Raw genomic sequence first — 19,019 nt, 5'->3', positions numbered from 1 at the left:
GGCTTCAATCCCATTGCGTAATGAAACGCTTATGACCAGTCGCCATTAATGGTCATCCATGCCGCCGTCGCGGCCAGGGCGGCGGTTTCCGCCCGCAGGATGCGCGGACCGAGCGACAGCGCAACAGCGCGCGGATGTGCCCGGATGGCGGCGCGTTCGTCCGGATCGAAACCGCCTTCCGGGCCGATCAGCATGCCGGCGGGGCCGGGATGGCCCGGCAGCGTTTCGGCCAGGGGCGCGCCGCCGCTTTCGTCGGCGAAGAACAGCCAGCGGTCGTCCGGCCAGTCGCGCAGCAACGCATCCAGCTTCACCATGGGCGACAGGTCGGGCAGCGCGGTGCGGCCGCATTGTTCGGCGGCTTCGACCAGATGGGCATGCAACCGGTCCAGATTGAGCTTGTCGACGACGGCACGGCGCGTGAGGACGGGCTGAAGCCGCGCAACCCCCAGCTCGCACGCCTTTTCCGCGATCAGGTCGATGCGGCCCTTGCGGATCGGCGCGCAGCACAGCCAGAAATCGGGTGTCGCCTCCAGCGGCCGTGTCCGCGCAACGCATTGCAGCACCAGGTCGCGCTTGCGGATGTCGCGCGCGCGCGCCGCCCATTCGCCGGACCGGCCGTCGAACAGCAGCACGATGTCGTCGGGCTTTATGCGCATGACCGAGATCAGATAATGGGCCGGATTGCCGTCCACCGCCACGGCCACGCCCTCACCCAGGGCAGTTTCGACGTGAAGGCGCGGCGCACTGTGCGGCGGCCAGGCTGGCGTGGCGGTCATGATGTCTCGCGGCTTGTTCTGCAATCTTTCTTCCCTAAAGAGAAGCACGGGGGTTCGACAAGGCTGGCCCGAACGGAGTGTGTGTGAAGAGCGGAATCGTCCCCGACAGCGAAGCGCACGGTTTGCTGGCCCGTTTGCCGGAAACGGCGCGCATGCTGGTGCAACTGGCGCGGCTGGACCGGCCGATCGGTTGGTGGCTGCTGTTCTGGCCGGGGGCCTGGGCGGTGGCGCTCGCGGGCGGGGCCTTCATCCGCTGGCCGCTGCTGGGCTGGCTGCTGCTGGGCAGCGTCGCCATGCGCGGCGCGGGATGCGTGTTCAACGATATAGTCGATCGCGACCTGGACGCGCGCGTCGCGCGCACGGCGGCGCGTCCGCTGGCCAGCGGGGCGCTGTCCGTCAAGGCTGCCTGGGTCTGGCTGCTGGCGTTGTGCCTGATCGGTCTTGGCGTGCTGCTGCAATTGCGGCTGAGCGCCCAGATCGTCGCGCTTGCCAGCCTGGCGCTCGTGGCCGCCTATCCCTTCATGAAGCGGATAACCGGGTGGCCGCAATTGTGGCTGGGCCTGGTCTTTTCCTGGGCGGCGCTGGTCGGCTGGAGCGAGGTCATGGGGGGGCTGACCGTCCCGGCGGGGCTGCTCTATGCGGGAACCATTTTCTGGATCGTGGGCTATGACACCATCTACGCGTTGCAGGATCGGGAGGATGATGCGCTGATCGGGATCGGATCGAGTGCGCTGTCCATGGGGCGGCATGTACGGTTGGGTGTGGGTATCTGCTACGGGTTGGCGCTGGCGCTGTGGGCCGGCGCGATCTGGCATGTGCGGCCGCAGGCGCTGGCGCTCGCCGCTCTGGGGCCGATGGCGTGCCATCTCGCCTGGCAGGTGACGACCCTCCGGCAGGACGGGCTCGATCCGCTTGTCAAATTCCGGTCCAACCGGTTCGCCGGCCTGCTGATGTTTCTCGGCTGTCTCGTGGTGGGAAGCGCATGAGCGACTCGCCACCCGTCGCTGGCGAAGATTGCTGGCGGATCGAGCGCGCCGTGCGGGCCAGTGTCGTGATCGACGCAGAAGCCTATTTCCGGCACGTCCGCCTCGCGATGATCAAGGCGAAGCGGCGGATCATGCTGATCGGATGGGATTTCGATTCCGGCATAAGCCTGATTCGCGAAGATGAGGCGAAGGACGGGGCGCCGGTGGTGATCGGCGACTTCATCACCTGGCTGGTGGACCGGACGCCGGAACTGGAAATCTTCCTGCTGCGCTGGGACGTAGGCGCGATGAAGGCGATGAGCCGGCCGGCCAACCTCGCCACCACGCTCAAATGGATGGCGCATCCGCGCATCACCGTGAAGCTGGACAGCCATCATCCGCCCGCCGCGTCGCACCATCAGAAAATCGTCGTGATCGACGATTGTTTCGCCTTCTGCGGCGGGATCGACATGACCGCCGACCGTTGGGATACTCGCCATCACCGTGACGAGGAACCGGCACGGCGGCACCCCGATGGCACGCCCTACGGTCCATGGCACGACGCGACCACGGCGCTCGCTGGTCCTGTGGCCGTCGCTTTGGGCGAGCATGGGCGCGCGCGCTGGGCAAGCGCCGGCGGCGATCGGCTTGAACCGGTGGAAGGCGTGAGCGACTGCTGGCCCGAAACCTTGCCTGTCCAGTTCGAACAGGTGGACGTGGCCATCGCCCGCACCGCGCCGAAAATGGACGACCAGGACGAACTGGTCGAGATCGAGCGGCTTTACCTCAACCAGATCGCGGCCGCGAAACGATGCGTCTATGCCGAAAGCCAGTATTTCGCTTCGCGCCGCATTGCCGAAGCGATCGCGCTGCGGCTTGCCGAACCCGACGGGCCGGAATTCGTCATCGTCAATCCGCAGCAGGCCGACGGCTGGCTGGAACAGCAGGCGATGGATACCGCGCGGGCGCGCCTGTTCGAGGCGCTCAAGGCCCGCGATCCGCATGGGCGTTTTCGCTTGTACCATCCCTTCACCCAGCGTGGCACGCCGATCTACGTCCATGCGAAGGTGATGATCGTGGACGACCGGATCATCCGCGTCGGCTCGTCCAACATGAACAATCGATCGCTGCGCCTGGATACGGAATGCGACGTGACGATCGACATCGCCCTGCCGGCCAATGACGGGCAGGGCAAACATATCCTGGCCATTCGCGACGGCCTGATCGCCGAACATCTCAACCTTCCCGAGGAGCGCGTGGCCGCGGTCATAGGGGAGCGCGGACTGGTGGCGGCAGTCGAGGAACTGCGCCGAAAATCAGGTCGAACGCTCAGGCCATACGAGACCCCAGAACTCAACGCGGTACAGCAATATATCGCCGATCATGAAGTGCTGGATCCGGAAGGACCCGAAGAGATGTTCGAGCCGATCAGCGAGCGTGGCCTGTTTCGCCGGATGAAGGGGTGGTTTGGCCGGAACTGATCGGCCACTCTTCCCGGCCCTTCATCCAGTCATGGACGAATAGAACCATAACCGTTCCATTCATGCGGTAGTTGATTTGAATTAGAGTGGCGAGCGCGTACCATGCCCGACGGCCAAATCATGCCTGAGGGGGGATCGATGAAGCATGTATCAATCCTGTTCGCCTGCCTTCTCTTGTTGCAGGGGTGCGCGGAACTGGGGATAAAGTCGCTGCCCTGGCCGACCTACAGCCCGATATACGACAGCACTGCCGCTGATTTCCTCCGTACCGTGCAGAAGGTCGACGACGAACTGGGGAAAGGGCTGGCGGCAAAGCCGATGCTCGACGATTCCCGCCTTATCGGCCTTTCGGTGTCCGGCGGCGGCGCGCGCGCCACGGCCTTCACCCTGGGCATTCTGGCCGAATTGCAGACGATTGGCTTTGCAGACCATCGGACGGCGCTCGACCGAATCGATTTCCTGTCGACCAATTCCGGCGGCAGTTGGGCCGTGGCTGCCTATCTGGTCGACCGCGCGGACCATCGGGGCGCCGGATACAGCCTGGCCGCGAACATGCCCGCGCTGCGCGCCCGTTTCGTGGCCATGAGCGAAGGCCGCGTGCCATGCTGGGCCCAGGCGATGCAGGCCGGGATACCGGGCGCGGCCACCTTCGGACAGATTTATGCGCCGGAACGGACCGAGCCCCTTCCGCGCGTATTCTTCAATGCCTCGCTGTTGCCGGCCCATGCGCCCTTCGTCTTCACCGATGCTTTTCTGCGTCACTATGCAGTCAGGCAATTCGGCGCATGCAAGGCGCGCCTGACCGTCGCCGGCACCAGGCTGGCGGACCTGCCGATCGCCTATGCAGCGGCGTCGAGCGGGGCCGTCCCCGGCTTTTATGCCAGCTTCGCCCGCACTGCCCTGTGCGACGACGATGGTCCGATCCCCGCAGCGTCCTTCTGCCATGGGAAGCGCAAGGGCCGGCGCCTGTCCTATCTGCGGCTGGCGGACGGCGGACTCTACGACAATATCGGCTACAAGACCGCCTTTGAAGTCATGGAATCTCAGCCGGCCACCATTGGCACCAGACGTGCGATGATCCTGATCAACTCGGCCGCGTCGATGGATCAGAAAAGCATCGCCAGGAAGAAGACCAATGCCAGTTTCCTGATGACCACCGCGAGCAACGGCATCTTCGCGGTGCAGGATTCCAGTTTCGAACGGCTGTATCGCCCGATGTTCCGGGCCGTCGGCGTCGACAGCCCCGTGCTGCTGGACTTCTACAGCACGGCACATTTCCCCGAGGCGAAGGCGCAAGACCTGCTCAAGGGGCTGGATCATCTGGCCGCCGCCGCGGCCTATGACGTCCGATGTTTTCAGCCAGGAAACCGGCTGGACACAGGCGGATCGCGCCCGCGGGGTGCTTTGCCGGACTGGGCCGCCAGCTTTGCCCACCTGCGCACCTTGGGGTCCGATTGCGTCGCCAATAATTTCTACCGCGTGGGCAATGCCGCCAAGACCAGCTACAAGTTCGATGCAGATCTCTTCACGACGCTGTGGCAACTGGGCCAGCTCAGCGTGCGGATGCACCGGGACGAAATAGCGGCGGCGCTGGAATGATGGCGCCTATTCCGCCGCCAGCATCGCTTCCGCGCTTTCCAGGTTGACCGACACCAGCCGGCTGACGCCGCGTTCCACCATCGTGACGCCGAACAGGCGGTGCATGCGCGCCATGCTGACCGCATTGTGGGTGACGATCAGGTAGCGCGTCCGGGTCTGCGCCACCATCGCGTCGAGCAGGTCGCAGAAGCGCTCGACATTCGCATCGTCCAGCGGGGCGTCGACCTCGTCCAGTACGCAGATCGGCGCGGGGTTCGTCAGGAAGAGGCCGAAGATGAGTGCCACGGCGGTCAAAGCCTGCTCCCCGCCCGAAAGCAATGTCAGCGCGGCCAGCTTCTTGCCGGGCGGCTGGGCCATGATCTCAAGCCCCGCCTCCAGCGGATCGTCGCTGTCGATCAGTTCCAGATGTGCCTGCCCGCCATTGAACAGGGTCGTGAAGAGGCGACGGAAATGGCCGTCCACCGCTTCGAACGCCGCCAGCAGCCGCTGCCGGCCCTCGCGGTTCAGGCTGCCGATCGACCCGCGCAGCCGATTGATGGCCTGCGTCAGTTCCTCGCTCTCGGCGCGGCTGGTGGCTTGCGTCGCCTCCAGTTCCTCCAGTTCCTGCGCCGCGACCAGGTTGACGGGACCGATCCGCTCCCGCTCCGTCACGAATTGGTCATGCGCGGCCTGCTCGGTCTGGGCGATGCGGATGTCGGCGCTCGCAAAGCCCAGTTTCTCCGGCAGCAGCGGCGGCGGGCATTCGAACCTTTCGCCCGACAGGCGATTTGTTTCGATCCGCCGTTCGTCGGCGGCCTCGGCCCGGGCGACGGCAGTGGCGCGGGCTTCCCGGGCCGTTGCCAGCGCCTCGCCGGCCTGGGTCGCGCGCGCTTCCGCCGCGCGTAGCAGGGATTCCGCTTCCTGTTCGGCATGACGGGCCTGATCCGCAGCCTCTGCTAGGCCGGAACCCCGGTCGGCAAGGTCGGCGATCGCCCCGGCAAGGGCGTCGGGCTGCGCCTCCATGGCCTGGCGTTCGGTCGCGATTTCGTCCGCACGGGTTACCATGGCGGCGATGCGCTTCGCCGCTTCGCCCGCACGCGCGCGCCACCCTTTGATCTCCGCATCGGCTGCGGTCTGGCGTTCGCGGTCGCTGGCCAGTGCGCGATCGGCCAGTGCCTGATCGGCCTGCAACTGGCTGACGGCGGCGCGGGCCTTTTCGCTCGCCTGGGTCAGGGCAGCGACGACCGTGCCGGTTTCCCCGCCGTCGGACAGGCTCGCGCGGGCCGCTTGCGCCTTGTCGGCATCGATCCGGGCGCCCTGGCTGTCCCGGAGCGCCTCGGCCAGTCTTTCCTCGATGCCTTCGCGTCTTCCCGCCAGCCGCTCGATCGCCGTGGTGGCTTCGTCGGCGGCGCGCAACGCGGAACGCAGCCTGTGGTCGGCGTCGGACAGTCCAGCCCGGCCGGACGCCAGCGCCTGCGTGGCGGCCTGCTCGCGGGCGCGCGATTCGTCCTGCGCGTCGATGGCTGCGGCGACTGCCGCCTCAGCCGACGGGCGCGCGGCGGCAATGGCATCCAGCCGGTTGAGGCGAATGAGCCGTTCCGCGGCTGCGGCGCCACCCTCGAGCGCGACATAGCCGTCCCATCGGCGGAGGAGGCCGTCGCGCGTCACCAGCCGCTGACCCACGGCGAGCGCCTGTCCCAGATCACTGTCGGCCACGGCGATCTGGGACAGGCGCCGCGCGAGTTCGGGCGGGGCGGTGACATGATCGGCCAGCGGGGTCGTGCCGCCGGGCAGCGCGGGGTCCTGGGCCAGGACGTCGGCACCGCCCCAGCGGCGCGCGCCCTCTGCACCCACCGGCGCTTCCAGATCGTCGCCCAGAGCGGCGGCCAGCGCGCGCTCATATCCCGGCGCGGCCTTGAGCCGGTCGAGCGCGCGCGCCTGCTTGCCGCTGCCGCTGTCCACCGCGCGCCGGAGGGCCGAAGCTTCGCTGTCGAGCGCGGCGAGCGCCGCGCGTGCGGCCGCCAGCGCCGATTCGGCCGCGGCGCGGGCTTCCGCCGCTGCCTGGCGGTCGTTTTCGGCCGCGGCGATGATCGTCTCTGCATCCTGGCGATCGGCGCTGGCCTGGGCCTGCGCGGCCTGGGCCTCCGCACGGCGCGCCTCCAGCGGTGCAGCGTCGGGCAGGGCGGCCGCCTCGGCCTCCAGCCGCGCAACATCCCGCGTGGTGCGGTCCAGCCGGGTGCGCGCGGCGGCCAGCGCTGCCTCCGCGACGCGCAATTCGGCCTGTTCCGCCGCCTGGCGGGCCATGGCCTTCGCCAGATCCAGTTCGGCATCGCGCGCGCCGTCCTCGGCGGCGGCGATGCGCGCGGCGAAGTTCGGGCGTAATGTCTCGGTCTCCGCGATCCGCGACTTCAGCGTCGCGGTTTCGGCCGTCAGACGAGCGATGGCGTCCGCAGCGTCGTTGGCCAGCGTGCCTTCGCGGGTGCGATCCTCCTCCAGCCTGACCGCCTGTTGCACAAGATCGGCAAGGCGGCGCACCACCGCATCGCGCTCGGTGCGCAACGAACCAAGGCGGTGGCCTGCTTCGCTGGCTGCGTCGCGCGCGGTCTGCGCGGCGGCACGGCGTTCGGCAAGGATCGCCACGCCGGCCTGCACATGGGCGCCGGCGGCGAGTTGCGCCTCCTGTGCGGCGGCGACGCCGGCCTCGGCCTGTCGTGCTTCGGCACGGGCGGCTTCGGCGCTGGCATGGGCCTCGCGCCAGCGGGCGAAGAGGGTGCGGCCCTCCGCCACGCGTATCTGGTCGGACAGGCGGATATAGCGTTCGGCGGCCCGGGCCTGCCGGCGCAGCGCATTGGCGCGTGCGTCCATGTCGAGCAATATCTCGTCCAGCCGGGCAAGATTGGCCTCGGCCGCGCGCAGCTTCTGCTCGGCATCCTTGCGCCGGACATGCAGGCCCGCGATCCCGGCTGCTTCCTCCAGCATGGCGCGCCGTTCCTGCGGCCGGGCGGCGATGACGGCGGCGATGCGCCCCTGGCTCACGAGCGCGGGGCTGTGCGCGCCGGTCGCGGCATCGGCGAAAATCAGCGCAACATCCTTGGCGCGCACGTCCCGCCCGTTGGCGCGATAGGCGCTGCCCGCGCCCCGCTCGATGCGCCGCGTGACCTCCAGTTCACCGTCCGCGCCAGCCTCGACGGAAGGAAACAGCTCCCCCTGTTCCTGCACCGTCAGCAGCGACACCTCGGCGAAATCGCGTTGCGGCCGGGTAGCGGTGCCGGCGAAGATCACATCCTCCATGCCGGCGCCGCGCATCGATTTGGCGCTTGATTCGCCCATCACCCAGCGGATCGCCTCCAGCAGGTTCGATTTGCCGCAGCCATTGGGGCCGACGATACCCGTCAGCCCCGGCTCGATCCGCAACTCGGTCGCGTCGACGAAGCTCTTGAAGCCGGAAAGCTTGAGCCGCTTTATCTGCATGCGTGATGTCCGGAGCGGCATGCCGTCCGGGTCCCGTCACGCCCGAGCGTCGATGTCGGCCCCCCGGCGGTCAATCAGATGCCCGCGGCCTTGAGCTGGGGTTGCAGCTTGGCCCAGTTCGCCGTGTCGGGGACGACCGATCCGTTCAGGATAAAGGTCGGCGTGCCTTCGATCTGATATTGGGTCGTCGCATCCTCGACGCCCTTGGCCAGCTTTTCGGCAGCAGCGGTGTCGGCCAGGCACTGCTTGGCCTGATCCTCCGAAATGCCGCGCTGCTTGGCGAAGTCGACCAGGCCGAGCGCTTGGGCCAGCTGGCCGAAACGCTGCGCGGGCGGGGCGCTCATCAGTGCCTTGTACCGATCGTCGCCCAATGCCTGCGCCTTGTCGAACATCGCGCCCTGATTCTCGAAAAACTGTTCGGTCAGCGGGTAGAATACATCCTTGCCGCCACAGGCTGCGAGCAGAGACGTGGTGATGTCGATCGGATCGCGCACGAAGCTGCGGAATTCGTAGCTCATCTTGCCGCTATCGACGATCTTTCGGATTTCCGCCGACGCCTCGGTCGAAAAATCGCGGCAGTGAGAGCAGGTGTAGCTGCCATATTCCACCAGCTTCAGCTTGGCCGACGGATTGCCCATCAGATAATAGCCGTCCGGCGTCTGCGCGACGGTTTCCGACCAGCTCGTCCCCGCCGGCGGGGCGACGGCGGCGATCGGATCGCCGCTGGGCTTGGCGCCATCGTCGGTCTTGCCGCACGCGGCGAGGGTCAGGCTGAGGGCGACGAGGGCGAGTCCGGGCAGGAATTTCACGACGGGCTGGGCTCCGATGATGGGCGGTTCAGGAAGGCTTCTAGATCAGCGCGCGGCAGGGGGCAATGCGGCCTGGACCGCGGCCCAGGTCGCCCCCTCCACGCGCGTGCCGTTGACGGTGAAGCCGGGCGTGCCGCTGATCTTGATCTTGTTCCAGGCTTCGTCGGTCATCGCCATGATCTGCTTCATCGACGCCGGGTTGGCGATGCAGGCGTCGAGTTGCGCATTGGTAAAGCCGCGCTTGTTCATCAGCGCGTAAAGGCCGGTCTTCCGGCCGATGTCCTGAAGCGCGGGGATCTGGTCGGTCGGCTTTTCCGCGTCGCGGTCATACGCGATCAGCCGGTCCATCCACGCGCTCTGGTTGGCGAAGAGGGCCTCGTGATTGCCCGTGAAACGGGCCGCGCCGCCGCAGCGCGCCAGCAGTGCCGCCGTCAGGTCATATTTGTCGCGGACGGCGTTGCGAACCTCCGCGCTGACTTTGCCGGTGCTGATATATTGCGCCCGCAGCGGCTCGCTCGCCTCGGCCACGAAATGCGCGCAATGCGAACAGGTGTAACTGACATATTCGACCAGCTTCGTCGCTGCCGCCGGATTGCCCGTGACATGGCCGCCGATCGGCGACAGGACGACCCGCTTGACCCAGTTGGCGGCAGGAGCGGCGACAAGTGCGGCGGGGATGGACAGGAGAGCGAGCGGCAGCAGCAATTTCTTCATGGTGCGGGTCCGTAGTGCGCTCCGGCTGAACCGGAGCCGAATGTCAGCCGATCTTGGGCAGTCCGCTGCTGTTGGCAAGCCCCTGCGCCAGAGATTCCAGCACCGCGCGCAGTTCGGGATCGCCGATGTCGCGCAGCGAATCGCCAAGCTCGACCGGTATGGGTTTCAGGTTGCGGGGCGGGGGCGCGCGTTCGGGCGCGGCCGGCGCGATCTCCCCCTGCCGGATCGCCACCTTGGCCACGGCCGCATAGCCGAAAAACCGGTTCACCCGCTCGACGATGTCGGGCAACCCATGCTGGATCATCGGGCCATAGCCGCTCGCGACGGTCAGTTGCAGGGTGCCGCCTGCCTTTTTCCCTACCGGGAACCGGATCGATTCGGGCGCGGTCAAGCCTGCATAATGCGGGCCGACGATCTCGGCCCAGCGCGTGACAATGCTGGATTGGACGAAGCCGAACTTGCGGAATGCCGCGCGGCCGATGTCCGGCATCAGGTCGGCGATCCGGCGCGGCGCGCCCACGCGCGGCCGTTCCTCGGCCGGCATCTTGCGGCTTTTGGCTTTCGGCACTGCGGGGCGTTCCGTCATGCCCTGCTTAATGGCATAGGGCCGCCATGCGCGTCGAGGGTCCAGAAACGAAAATCGCGCGCGACCTGCTCGCGCACTACGACGTGCATGCCCGTCGTCTGCCGTGGCGGGCGCCCCCGGGCACCAACGCGGCCGACCCCTATCGCGTTTGGTTGTCCGAAGTGATGCTGCAACAGACGACGGTGGCGGCGGTCGGCCCCTATTTCGCGCGCTTTACCGAACGCTGGCCCGATGTGGCGGCGCTCGCTGCGGCGGACGATGCGGACCTGATGGCTGCCTGGGCCGGTCTTGGCTATTATGCGCGCGCCCGGAATCTTCTGGCGTGCGCCCGCGCCGTCGCCCGCGACCATGGCGGGCGATTCCCCGATACGGAGGCCGGGCTGCGGGCGTTGCCGGGCGTGGGCGCCTATACCGCCGCGGCGGTCGCCGCCATCGCCTTTGGCCGCCGCGCGGTCGTGGTGGATGCCAATGTAGAGCGGGTGGTGGCCCGCCTGTTCGCGATCGCGACGCCTCTGCCTGCCGCCCGCCCGGCCATTCGGGATGCGGCCGATCGTATCACGCCGGACGCGCGGGCGGGCGATTTCGCCCAGGCGATGATGGATCTGGGTGCGACCGTCTGCACGCCGCGCAATCCGGCCTGCGGCATCTGTCCGCTGCGGAGTGACTGTGCCGCCTTCGCGACGGCCGATCCCGCCATCTTCCCCGTCAGGCCCGCGAAAAGGGCGAAGCCGCACAGAACGGGACATGGCTGGTGGATCGAGCGGGACGGACATGTGTGGCTCGTCCGCCGGCCCGACACCGGGTTGCTGGGCGGCATGCGGGGCCTGCCCAGTTCCGACTGGGGCGACGCGCCGGATGCCACGCCTCCTGTCGCTGCCGACTGGCGGACGCTGGCGGACCCGGTCCGCCATGTCTTCACCCATTTCTCGCTGTCGCTAACCATGCACCATGCCCATGTAGGCGACGACGTGACGCCGGATGGCGCCGGCGAGTGGTGGCCCGTGGCGCGGATCGGCGATGCAGGGCTGCCGACGCTTTTCGCGCGCGCGGCGCAGGCGGTAAGGAGAGAACAGGATGCACGGAACTGACAGACGCCCGGAGGCGATCCCCGCTTTCGCCGGAAGCCGGATCGACCGGGTCGATCATGTCCGCACCAATCCCGATCTGCTGGCGGCAAGCTTTGCCGATCCGGCCGCACGCCTGCTGCTGCTGGACGGGCTGGAGCCGGTCGAGCGGGACGGGCATCTGGTATTGGAGCCGCTGGCGCCAGACGCGCGGGTCGACGATCATGTCCTGCTGGGCATCGATCCGGCGGAGCGGCCGATCTTCGCCCGGCTGGTGACCGACCTTGGCCCCGGCCTCTTACCGACGGCGCGCAGCCGTTCCATTGCCGATCTGGTTCCGGCCGACGAAGTCGCGCTGTACGGCACCGCGCGCAGCCTGGTCCACTGGCACGCCCGGCATCGCTTCTGTTCGGTCTGCGGCGCGGGCACGGTGCCGGTCAAGGCCGGGTGGTCCCGCAAATGCGGCGATTGTGGCGCCGAACATTTCCCCCGCACCGACCCGGTCGTGATCATGCTGGCGGAACATCGGGGCCGGGTGCTGATGGGGCGTCAGCATGGCTGGCCCGAAGGCCGCTATTCGGCACTGGCCGGTTTCGTCGAGCCGGGCGAGACGATCGAGGAAGCGGTGGCGCGCGAGATGTTCGAGGAAGCGGGCGTGCTGGTCCATTCCGTCCGCTATGTGATGAGCCAGCCCTGGCCCTTTCCTTCCTCGCTGATGATCGCCTGCATCGCGCAGGCGGACGATGACACACTGACGCTCGACGCGACCGAGATCGACCACGCCTTCTGGTGCGACGCGCAGGGCGTCCGCGCCGCGCTGGCCGAAGAGGAGGGCGCGCCCTTCATCGCCCCGCCCCCGATGGCTGTCGCGCGCCATCTGCTGGCGCATTGGCTGGCGGACGTTGCCCCTGCCGACGCAAGCGCGTAAGGCCCGACACTCCCTTTTTCGATCCAGGACAATCCCCGCTCCATGCTCAGCCTAGAAGAAGCCCAGACCCGCGCGCAGGATTTGGTGGATGCCGCGCGCCGGGCGGGGGCCGACGCGGCCGACGCCGTCTATGCCTGCAACGCGTCGACCAATGTGTCGGTTCGGCTCGGCGCGCTGGAGGATGTCGAACGCTCGGAGGGAGAGGAGATCGGCTTGCGCGTCTTCATCGGCCAGCGTTCGGCGAGCATTTCGGCGTCGGACATGAACCGCGAAACGCTCGCGACGCTGGTCGATCGCTGCATCGCGATGGCGCGCGAGGCGCCGGAGGACCCCTATGCCGGACTGGCGCCCGAAGACCGGCTGCTCAGAAAGCGTCTGCCGTCGCTGGACCTGACCGACGAGGAGGAGCCCGAGCCCGCCGCGCTGCGCGACCGGGCGCTGATCGTCGAGGAAGCGGCGCGATCGGTGCCCGGCGTTACCAACAGCGAGGGCGGCGGCGCGGCGAGTGGCCGCAGCCAGGTGGCGCTCGCGACCAGTCACGGTTTCGCGGGCAGCTATGCCGGCACCAGCCATTCGACCTGGGCCAGCGTGCTCGCCGGCACCGGCGCGGCGATGCAGCGCGACCATGCCAGCCATTCGGCGCGCCATGTGGAGGATCTGGACCATCCCGAGGCGGTCGGCGTGCGGGCGGGGCAGCGGGCCGTGGCGCGGCTCAACCCCGTGAAGATCGAAAGCGGGGTGATGCCGATCATCTTCGATCCGCGCATCGGCTCCAGTCTGGTCGGCCATCTCGTGAGCGGCATGGTCGGACCGGCGATCACGCGCCGCTCCAGCTTTCTGCTGGACCGGCTGGGCGAGGCCATATTCGACGCCGGCGTAACCATCATCGACGATCCGCTCCGCGCGCGGGGCCTGCGGTCGCGTCCCTTCGACGGCGAAGGTCTGCCGGTGGAGCGTCGCGCGCTGATCGACGCGGGGGTGCTGACCGGCTGGCTGCTCGACAGCGCCTCGGCGCGGCAACTCGGCATGGAACCGACCGGTCATGCCAGCCGCGGCGGCGGGGGCGCCCCCGGTGCAGGGATTACCAATGTGCATATGGAACCGGGCACGGTTTCGCCGGGGGATCTGATGGCGGACGTGACGCGCGGCCTCTATGTCACTGAACTGATCGGCATGGGGGTCAACGGGGTGACCGGCGATTACAGCCGCGGTGCCGCGGGTTTCCTGATCGAGAATGGCGGGGTTGCCCATGCGGTGTCGGAAATCACCATTGCCGGCAATCTCAATGAGATGTTCCGCGCGCTCATGCCCGCCAAGGATCTGCATTTCCGCTATGCCATGAACGTCCCCACGCTGCGGATCGACGGAATGACCGTCGCTGGCGGCTGATATGGACGAACGGGCGCTGGTGTCGGCCGTGGCCGATGCGGCCGACCATGCGCTTGCCCTGTGGGCCGGCGGGCAGACCCGCGTCAAACAATGGGAAAAAACGCCCGGCCAGCCGGTTTGCGAAGCCGATCTGGCGGTTGACGCGATGCTGCGCGAACGGCTGTCCAGAATCGACCCGTCGGCTGGATGGCTTTCGGAGGAAACGGCGGACACCGCCGATCGACTGTCCGCGCCGCGCATATGGGTAGTAGACCCGATCGACGGGACACGCGACTATCTGCGCGGGCGCGCGGGATGGGCCGTTTCGGTCGCCCTGGTGGAGGATGGCGCGGTGCGGATCGGCATATTGGCGGCACCGGCCCGCAACGAATTGTGGCTGGCGCGCGCGGGTGGCGGGGCGACGCGTAACGGACGGCCGCTGCGCGCGGGCGACCGCACGTCCCTGTCGGGCGCGCGGGTTCCGGCCGACCAGTTGCCGCGCGCTGACGCTGACCTGACCGCGGTCGGCAAGCCGAACAGCATCGCCCTGCGCATGGCGATGGTCGCCGCCGACGAGGCCGATCTGGTTGCGACGGTACGCTGGGGCAATGAATGGGACATAGCGGCGGCTGCCCTGATCGCGCAGGAGGCGGGCGCTACGGTGACCGACGCGCTGGGCGCGGGGCTGCGTTTCAACCGGCCCAGGCCCACCGCGTTCGGCGTTCTGTGCACCGCGCCGGGCATCCATGACGCGGCGGTGGAGCGGCTGGCGCCGCGCGCGCGGGAGATACTGGGCTAATCGCGCCGATGCGCGTCAGAGCTTGCCATATTTGGCTTCGAATCCGGCAATATCGCCCGATGCCAGATATTTCGCCTGGTCGACCCATTGGTCGCGGACCGGGCGACCCCTGAAATTGCCCAGTCTCGCATCGATCGCGGCGATGTCGGCGTCGGTCCAGGCGGCGATCTGGGCGAACCGGGTCACGCCCAGGTCAAGCAGCAGCGCACCCAGCTTGGGGCCGACGCCCTTCAGCTTCAGAAGATCGTCCGTTTCGGCGGGCGGCACCGTCGCGGCCGGGGATATGGCCGTGGGCTGGGGCGCGGGGGCGGGTTCCTCCACCGGCTTGCGTTCGATTACCGCAGGAGAGGCCGGAATGGGTGCGGGTTCGGGTTCCGGCGCCGCGCCGGCGATGGGGGGCGTCGTTTCGGCGACAGGCGGCGCAGGTGGGGCGACTGGTTCCTCGGCCTTCCCCTTGCCCGACAACAGGAAGACCAGGCCGATCACGACCAGCAGCGCGATCAGCAGCCAGAGGCCATAGTCCATGAAGAATTCCTGCATCGTGCCTCGCCTCCCTGTTTCTTCCTGTTCCGCTATTTAAGGGCGGTTATGTGGCCGGGGCAAGGGCGTCACGCGGTTTCGCGCGCGATCTCGCGCCAGCCGATGTCGCGGCGGCAGAAGCCGGTGGGAAAGTCGATCGCGTCCACGGCGGCATAGGCGGCGGCCTGCGCCGCCTGCACGCTATCGCCCGTGGCCGTGACATTGAGCACGCGTCCGCCATGGGCGACCAGGGTTCCGTCCTTGTCGGCCGTGCCGGCGTGGAAGACCTTGGCACCCTGCGCTTCGGCGGCGGCGAGGCCGGTGATCGCGCCGCCCTTTTCGGGCGTGCCGGGATAGCCGTTGGCCGCCATCACGACGGTAAGCGCGGTGCGTTCCGCCAGCGTGACCGGACCCTGCTCCGCCAGCCTGCCCTGCGCCACGGCCAGCAGCAGTTCCACCAGATCGCCGTCGAAGCGGGTCATCAGCACCTGGCATTCGGGATCGCCGAAGCGCGCATTATACTCGATCAGCTTCGGCCCTTCGGACGTCAGCATCAACCCCGCATAGAGTATCCCGGAATAGGGGATGCCCTCCGCAGCGAGTGTGTCGACCGTCGGCTTGACGATCCGCTCGATCACCTGCGCCTCCAGGTCGGGGGTCAGCACGCGGGCCGGGCTGTATGCGCCCATGCCGCCGGTGTTGGGGCCGGTATCGCCGTCGCCCACCCGCTTGTGATCCTGCGCCGATCCGAAGGGCAGGATGGCGCTGCCGTCGGTCAGTGCGAAGAAGCTCGCTTCCTCGCCCGTCATGAATTCCTCCAGCACCACTTCCTCGCCGGCCGCCCCGAACGCCCCCGAAAACATGGTGTCGAGCGCCTCCAGCGCATCATCGCGGGTTTCGGCGATGATCACGCCCTTGCCGGCGGCCAGGCCATCCGCCTTGATGACGACCGGCAGCGCGAAGTCATCGAGTGCGGCGACGGCGCCATCCTTGCTGGTGACGCGCACATAGGCGGCGGTGGGGATGTTGGCGCGTCGGCAAAGATCCTTGGTGAAGCCCTTGGATCCTTCGAGCTGCGCAGGCTTCTTGTTGGGACCGAACACGGACACGCCCATTGTGCGCAGATTGTCGGCCAGCCCGTCGACCAGTGGGGCTTCCGGTCCTATCACTACCAGGCCGATCGAATGGCGGATGCAGAAATCCAGCACCGCGCGGTGATCCGCCGCATCGAGGTCGACCAGCGTGGCATGCTGCGCTATGCCCGGATTGCCCGGCGCCGCATACAGCGTCTCGAGGCTCGGCGATTGCGCCAGCTTCCATGCCAGCGCATGTTCGCGGCCGCCGCCGCCAAGCAGAAGGATGTTCATCTCGCCCATGTCCCCGGAATATGATGCCCATGACAGTTCGGGCCGCCTGTTAGCGGAGGAAAGGGCGGGCGACAACGCGCCGCCGCTCAGCGTCAGCGAATTGTCGGGGATGCTCAAGCGCACGGTGGAGGACCGTTTCGGCCATGTCCGGCTGCGCGGCGAGATTTCCGGCTTCAAGCGGGCGGCGTCGGGGCATCTCTATCTCGCGCTCAAGGACGACAATGCCGTGCTGGACGGTGTGATGTGGAAAGGCGGGGCGCAGCGCCTGGCCTTCGCGCCGCAGGACGGCGTGGAGGTGATCGCCACGGGCAAGCTTACCACCTATCCCGGACGGTCCAAATATCAGATCGTGATCGACCGGATGGAACTGGCCGGCGAAGGCGCGTTGATGGCGTTGCTGGAAAAGCTGAAGGCGAAGCTGGCGGGCGAAGGTCTGTTCGCGCCCGAACGCAAGAAGCCGCTGCCCTTTCTGCCGCGCACGATCGGTGTGGTGACATCGCCCACCGGCGCGGTGATCCGCGACATATTGCACCGGCTTGCCGACCGCTGCCCGACGCAGGTCCTGCTGTGGCCGGTGCTGGTGCAGGGGCAGGGCGCGGCCGAACAGGTCGCGCGTGCGGTGCGCGGCTTTTCCGCGATGGACGGCAGCGGTCCCTTGCCCCGTCCGGATCTGGTGATCGTGGCGCGGGGCGGCGGATCGATCGAGGATCTGTGGAGCTTCAACGAAGAGGTCGTCGTGCGCGCCGTGGCCGATTGCACGATCCCGATCATCTCGGCGGTCGGGCATGAAACCGACACGACGCTTTGTGATTATGCCGCCGACAGACGCGCGCCCACGCCCACCGCCGCGGCGGAAATGGCCGTTCCGGTGCGCGCGGAACTTCTGGCGGGCCTCTCCGAAATGGGGCTGCGCATGGGGCGGGCGGCGCGGCGCGGCGTCGGCCAGGCGCGCGAGCGGCTCGACATGCAGGCGCGGCTGATGCCGACCCCGGACATGCTGCTCAGTCCACAGCGGCAACGGCTCGATCAGCTTGCGGACGGGCTCGTCGGCGGCCTGCGCCATCGCATCGCGGATGCTCGCGCGCATCTGGGGCAGGCGGGAGGTGCGCTGCGGCCGGCCCTGCTGCGCCAGCACGTCGTGCGGGCGCGTGAGCGGCTCGACAGGCTGGCGATGCGGCCGGACTATTTGACGCGCGCCCTGTCCGACAGGGTGACTGGCTTCGACCGGGTGTCGCGCCATTTCGCTTCGCTTGACCCGGACCTGCCGCTGCAACGCGGCTATGCGCGGATCATGGCGCAGGGACGGCTGATAGAGTCGGTCGGCGCGGCGCGCGCGGCGGGGCAGGTCGTGATGCACTTTCGCGACGGAACGGTCGACGCGACGGTCGGGCAGACCGCTGATCAGGCGGACGGCGGCGCGGATCCGGTGCCGTCCGCGTCACCGCGCTCGCCGCGCAAGTCCGCCGCGCCGGACGCGACACGCCAGCAGGACCTGTTTTCGCAATGAAGCCGCCATTTGGAAAGGGCGCCCCATGTTGATGTCCAACCGCGACCGGATCGCCCGGTTGCATTATCTGCCTTACAGTTTCCGCGTCCTGCAGGCGGGTGACCATGTGCTGTGCGCGGTCACCCGCCGGAAGATCGCGCTCGACGAATTGCGCTACTGGAGTGTCGCGCGGCAGGAGGCCTATGCCGATGCGCGGGCTTCGGCGCAGGCAGAGTTGAAGCCGGGCGGAGCGGCGTGACGGTCAGGATCGTCGTTGCCGCTGCCCTGGCCCTGGCGATTGCCGGCGCGGTCGCGGCGCAGGCACCATCGCCGGCCGGGACGCGCGGCTTTTCCCTGTCCGGCGACCCGGTGCAGGGCGGTGCCCAGATCGGGACCGCGCCGGCCGGTGCCGTGGCGGTGAAGCTGGGCGATCAGCCCGTGCCGGTCGATGCCGACGGCCGTTTCCTGATCGCGTTCGATCGCGACGCCGCGCCGACGGCCGAACTCACCGCCCGGCTGGCCGACGGTACCGTCGTGCGCAAGGCGCTGACCGTGGCACCGCGCGCCTGGCGACTGGAACGGGTCAACGCGCCGTTGCGCCCCACCAGGAACAGCGAGGCGTTTCTGGCGCTGCGCCGCCCCGAACTGGAACGGATCGCGGCGGCCCGGGCCATGGTGACCGACGCGCAGGGATGGCGGCAAAAATTCATCTGGCCGCGCACTGGCCGCATTTCCGGCCTGTTCGGCGCGCAGCGCATCTATCAGGGGCAGCCCGGGTCCTATCATGGCGGCGTCGACATTGCCGGCGCAACCGGAGAACCGGTTGTGGCGCCCGCCGACGGTGTCGTCATCCTGGCCGCAAGTGACGCGCCTTTCACGCTGGAGGGCCATCTCCTGATGATCGACCATGGCCATGGCCTCAACAGCGCCTTCCTCCATCTGTCGCGCATCGACGTGAGGATGGGCGATCATGTCCGCCAGGGGCAGCGAATCGGCGCGGTCGGCGCTACCGGTCGCGCAACCGGTCCGCACCTGCACTGGGGCATGAAATGGAACGACGCCCGCATCGACCCGCTTCTGATCGCCGGGCCGATGCCGCCGGGATGAC

17 protein-coding genes are annotated in these 19,019 nt (G+C 68.2%); 10 read left to right on the top strand and 7 right to left on the bottom strand.

Features of this window, described 5'->3' with window-relative positions:
* Positions 1 to 29: 29 nt before the first annotated feature.
* Entirely contained in the window at positions 30 to 776 is a 747-nt protein-coding gene (locus J3E64_RS08655) for a 16S rRNA (uracil(1498)-N(3))-methyltransferase (protein ID WP_253342337.1), read from the bottom strand.
* Between the two features lie 83 nt (positions 777 to 859).
* On the opposite strand from J3E64_RS08655, the gene ubiA reads away from it, so the two are divergent.
* The 3 genes from ubiA to J3E64_RS08640 all read left to right on the top strand — a co-directional run bounded on the left by ubiA (position 860) and on the right by J3E64_RS08640 (position 4,821).
* Positions 860 to 1,762, top strand: coding sequence for a 4-hydroxybenzoate octaprenyltransferase (ubiA, locus tag J3E64_RS08650; protein WP_253342103.1), 903 nt, complete (start codon positions 860 to 862; stop codon positions 1,760 to 1,762).
* A complete protein-coding gene (locus J3E64_RS08645; protein WP_253342101.1) occupies positions 1,759 to 3,222 on the top strand; it encodes a phospholipase D-like domain-containing protein in 1,464 nt (487 codons plus the stop codon). The genes ubiA and J3E64_RS08645 overlap by 4 nt, the downstream gene beginning before the upstream one ends.
* Before the next feature lie 138 nt (positions 3,223 to 3,360).
* Positions 3,361 to 4,821 carry a patatin-like phospholipase family protein gene (locus tag J3E64_RS08640; RefSeq protein ID WP_253342099.1) on the top strand — a complete coding sequence of 487 codons (1,461 nt, stop codon included), beginning with the start codon at positions 3,361 to 3,363 and terminating at the stop codon, positions 4,819 to 4,821.
* 6 nt (positions 4,822 to 4,827) lie between these two features.
* Here the strand turns inward: J3E64_RS08640 and smc are convergent, their stop codons facing one another.
* From smc to J3E64_RS08620, 4 genes are all read right to left on the bottom strand, one after another.
* A complete protein-coding gene (gene smc / locus J3E64_RS08635) occupies positions 4,828 to 8,271 on the bottom strand; it encodes a chromosome segregation protein SMC (protein ID WP_253342097.1) in 3,444 nt (1,147 codons plus the stop codon).
* A gap of 74 nt (positions 8,272 to 8,345) precedes the next feature.
* A complete protein-coding gene (locus J3E64_RS08630; protein WP_253342095.1) occupies positions 8,346 to 9,080 on the bottom strand; it encodes a thioredoxin domain-containing protein in 735 nt (244 codons plus the stop codon).
* Positions 9,081 to 9,125: 45 nt separating this feature from the next.
* Complete coding sequence (locus J3E64_RS08625; RefSeq protein WP_253342094.1) at positions 9,126 to 9,794, bottom strand: thioredoxin domain-containing protein; 669 nt, start codon at positions 9,792 to 9,794, stop codon at positions 9,126 to 9,128.
* A gap of 43 nt (positions 9,795 to 9,837) precedes the next feature.
* Positions 9,838 to 10,380, bottom strand: coding sequence for a DUF721 domain-containing protein (locus J3E64_RS08620; RefSeq protein ID WP_253342092.1), 543 nt, complete (start codon positions 10,378 to 10,380; stop codon positions 9,838 to 9,840).
* A gap of 26 nt (positions 10,381 to 10,406) precedes the next feature.
* On the opposite strand from J3E64_RS08620, the gene J3E64_RS08615 reads away from it, so the two are divergent.
* From J3E64_RS08615 to J3E64_RS08600, 4 genes are read left to right on the top strand one after another with little or no spacing between them, the layout of a single operon-like run.
* Positions 10,407 to 11,468 (top strand): A/G-specific adenine glycosylase, encoded by a 1,062-nt coding sequence (locus J3E64_RS08615; RefSeq protein ID WP_253342090.1) that lies wholly within the window; start codon positions 10,407 to 10,409, stop codon positions 11,466 to 11,468.
* Positions 11,455 to 12,372, top strand: coding sequence for an NAD(+) diphosphatase (gene nudC / locus J3E64_RS08610; protein ID WP_253342088.1), 918 nt, complete (start codon positions 11,455 to 11,457; stop codon positions 12,370 to 12,372). The genes J3E64_RS08615 and nudC overlap by 14 nt, the downstream gene beginning before the upstream one ends.
* Positions 12,373 to 12,414: 42 nt before the next feature.
* Positions 12,415 to 13,761, top strand: a complete 1,347-nt coding sequence (locus tag J3E64_RS08605) for a TldD/PmbA family protein (protein WP_253342086.1) — start codon at positions 12,415 to 12,417, stop codon at positions 13,759 to 13,761.
* Between the two features lies 1 nt (position 13,762).
* Positions 13,763 to 14,539, top strand: a complete 777-nt coding sequence (locus J3E64_RS08600) for an inositol monophosphatase family protein (protein WP_253342084.1) — start codon at positions 13,763 to 13,765, stop codon at positions 14,537 to 14,539.
* Positions 14,540 to 14,554: 15 nt separating this feature from the next.
* Here the strand turns inward: J3E64_RS08600 and J3E64_RS08595 are convergent, their stop codons facing one another.
* A complete protein-coding gene (locus J3E64_RS08595) occupies positions 14,555 to 15,079 on the bottom strand; it encodes a hypothetical protein (protein WP_253342081.1) in 525 nt (174 codons plus the stop codon).
* A 68-nt stretch (positions 15,080 to 15,147) separates the two neighbouring features.
* Entirely contained in the window at positions 15,148 to 16,425 is a 1,278-nt protein-coding gene (purD, locus tag J3E64_RS08590; protein WP_253342079.1) for a phosphoribosylamine--glycine ligase, read from the bottom strand.
* A gap of 7 nt (positions 16,426 to 16,432) precedes the next feature.
* On the opposite strand from purD, the gene xseA reads away from it, so the two are divergent.
* From xseA to J3E64_RS08575, 3 genes are read left to right on the top strand one after another with little or no spacing between them, the layout of a single operon-like run.
* Positions 16,433 to 17,932, top strand: a complete 1,500-nt coding sequence (xseA, locus tag J3E64_RS08585) for an exodeoxyribonuclease VII large subunit (protein WP_253342077.1) — start codon at positions 16,433 to 16,435, stop codon at positions 17,930 to 17,932.
* 25 nt (positions 17,933 to 17,957) lie between these two features.
* The gene (locus J3E64_RS08580; RefSeq protein WP_253342075.1) at positions 17,958 to 18,170 is read left to right on the top strand and encodes a DUF2093 domain-containing protein; all 213 of its coding nucleotides are present in this window, start codon (positions 17,958 to 17,960) and stop codon (positions 18,168 to 18,170) included.
* Complete coding sequence (locus tag J3E64_RS08575) at positions 18,167 to 19,018, top strand: M23 family metallopeptidase (RefSeq protein WP_253342073.1); 852 nt, start codon at positions 18,167 to 18,169, stop codon at positions 19,016 to 19,018. Before J3E64_RS08580 ends, J3E64_RS08575 begins: the two co-directional genes overlap by 4 nt.
* Position 19,019: the final 1 nt, after the last annotated feature.

It is taken from the genome of Sphingobium sp. OAS761 (genome assembly GCF_024168485.1).
GTDB lineage: Bacteria > Pseudomonadota > Alphaproteobacteria > Sphingomonadales > Sphingomonadaceae > Sphingobium.
This window is presented reverse-complemented; position numbering and strand designations above follow the sequence as displayed.

Excerpts from the sequence above, each read along its gene's own strand:
- J3E64_RS08655 (WP_253342337.1), bottom strand. The coding sequence starts at position 776 with ATGACCGCCACGCCAGCCTGGCCGCCGCACAGTGCGCCGCGCCTTCAC.
- J3E64_RS08645 (WP_253342101.1), top strand. The coding sequence starts at position 1,759 with ATGAGCGACTCGCCACCCGTCGCTGGCGAAGATTGCTGGCGGATCGAG.
- J3E64_RS08640 (WP_253342099.1), top strand. The coding sequence starts at position 3,361 with ATGAAGCATGTATCAATCCTGTTCGCCTGCCTTCTCTTGTTGCAGGGG.
- smc (WP_253342097.1), bottom strand. The coding sequence starts at position 8,271 with ATGCAGATAAAGCGGCTCAAGCTTTCCGGCTTCAAGAGCTTCGTCGAC.
- J3E64_RS08625 (WP_253342094.1), bottom strand. The coding sequence starts at position 9,794 with ATGAAGAAATTGCTGCTGCCGCTCGCTCTCCTGTCCATCCCCGCCGCA.
- J3E64_RS08620 (WP_253342092.1), bottom strand. The coding sequence starts at position 10,380 with ATGACGGAACGCCCCGCAGTGCCGAAAGCCAAAAGCCGCAAGATGCCG.
- J3E64_RS08615 (WP_253342090.1), top strand. The coding sequence starts at position 10,407 with ATGCGCGTCGAGGGTCCAGAAACGAAAATCGCGCGCGACCTGCTCGCG.
- nudC (WP_253342088.1), top strand. The coding sequence starts at position 11,455 with ATGCACGGAACTGACAGACGCCCGGAGGCGATCCCCGCTTTCGCCGGA.
- J3E64_RS08605 (WP_253342086.1), top strand. The coding sequence starts at position 12,415 with ATGCTCAGCCTAGAAGAAGCCCAGACCCGCGCGCAGGATTTGGTGGAT.
- J3E64_RS08600 (WP_253342084.1), top strand. The coding sequence starts at position 13,763 with ATGGACGAACGGGCGCTGGTGTCGGCCGTGGCCGATGCGGCCGACCAT.
- J3E64_RS08595 (WP_253342081.1), bottom strand. The coding sequence starts at position 15,079 with ATGCAGGAATTCTTCATGGACTATGGCCTCTGGCTGCTGATCGCGCTG.
- purD (WP_253342079.1), bottom strand. The coding sequence starts at position 16,425 with ATGAACATCCTTCTGCTTGGCGGCGGCGGCCGCGAACATGCGCTGGCA.
- xseA (WP_253342077.1), top strand. The coding sequence starts at position 16,433 with ATGTCCCCGGAATATGATGCCCATGACAGTTCGGGCCGCCTGTTAGCG.
- J3E64_RS08580 (WP_253342075.1), top strand. The coding sequence starts at position 17,958 with ATGTTGATGTCCAACCGCGACCGGATCGCCCGGTTGCATTATCTGCCT.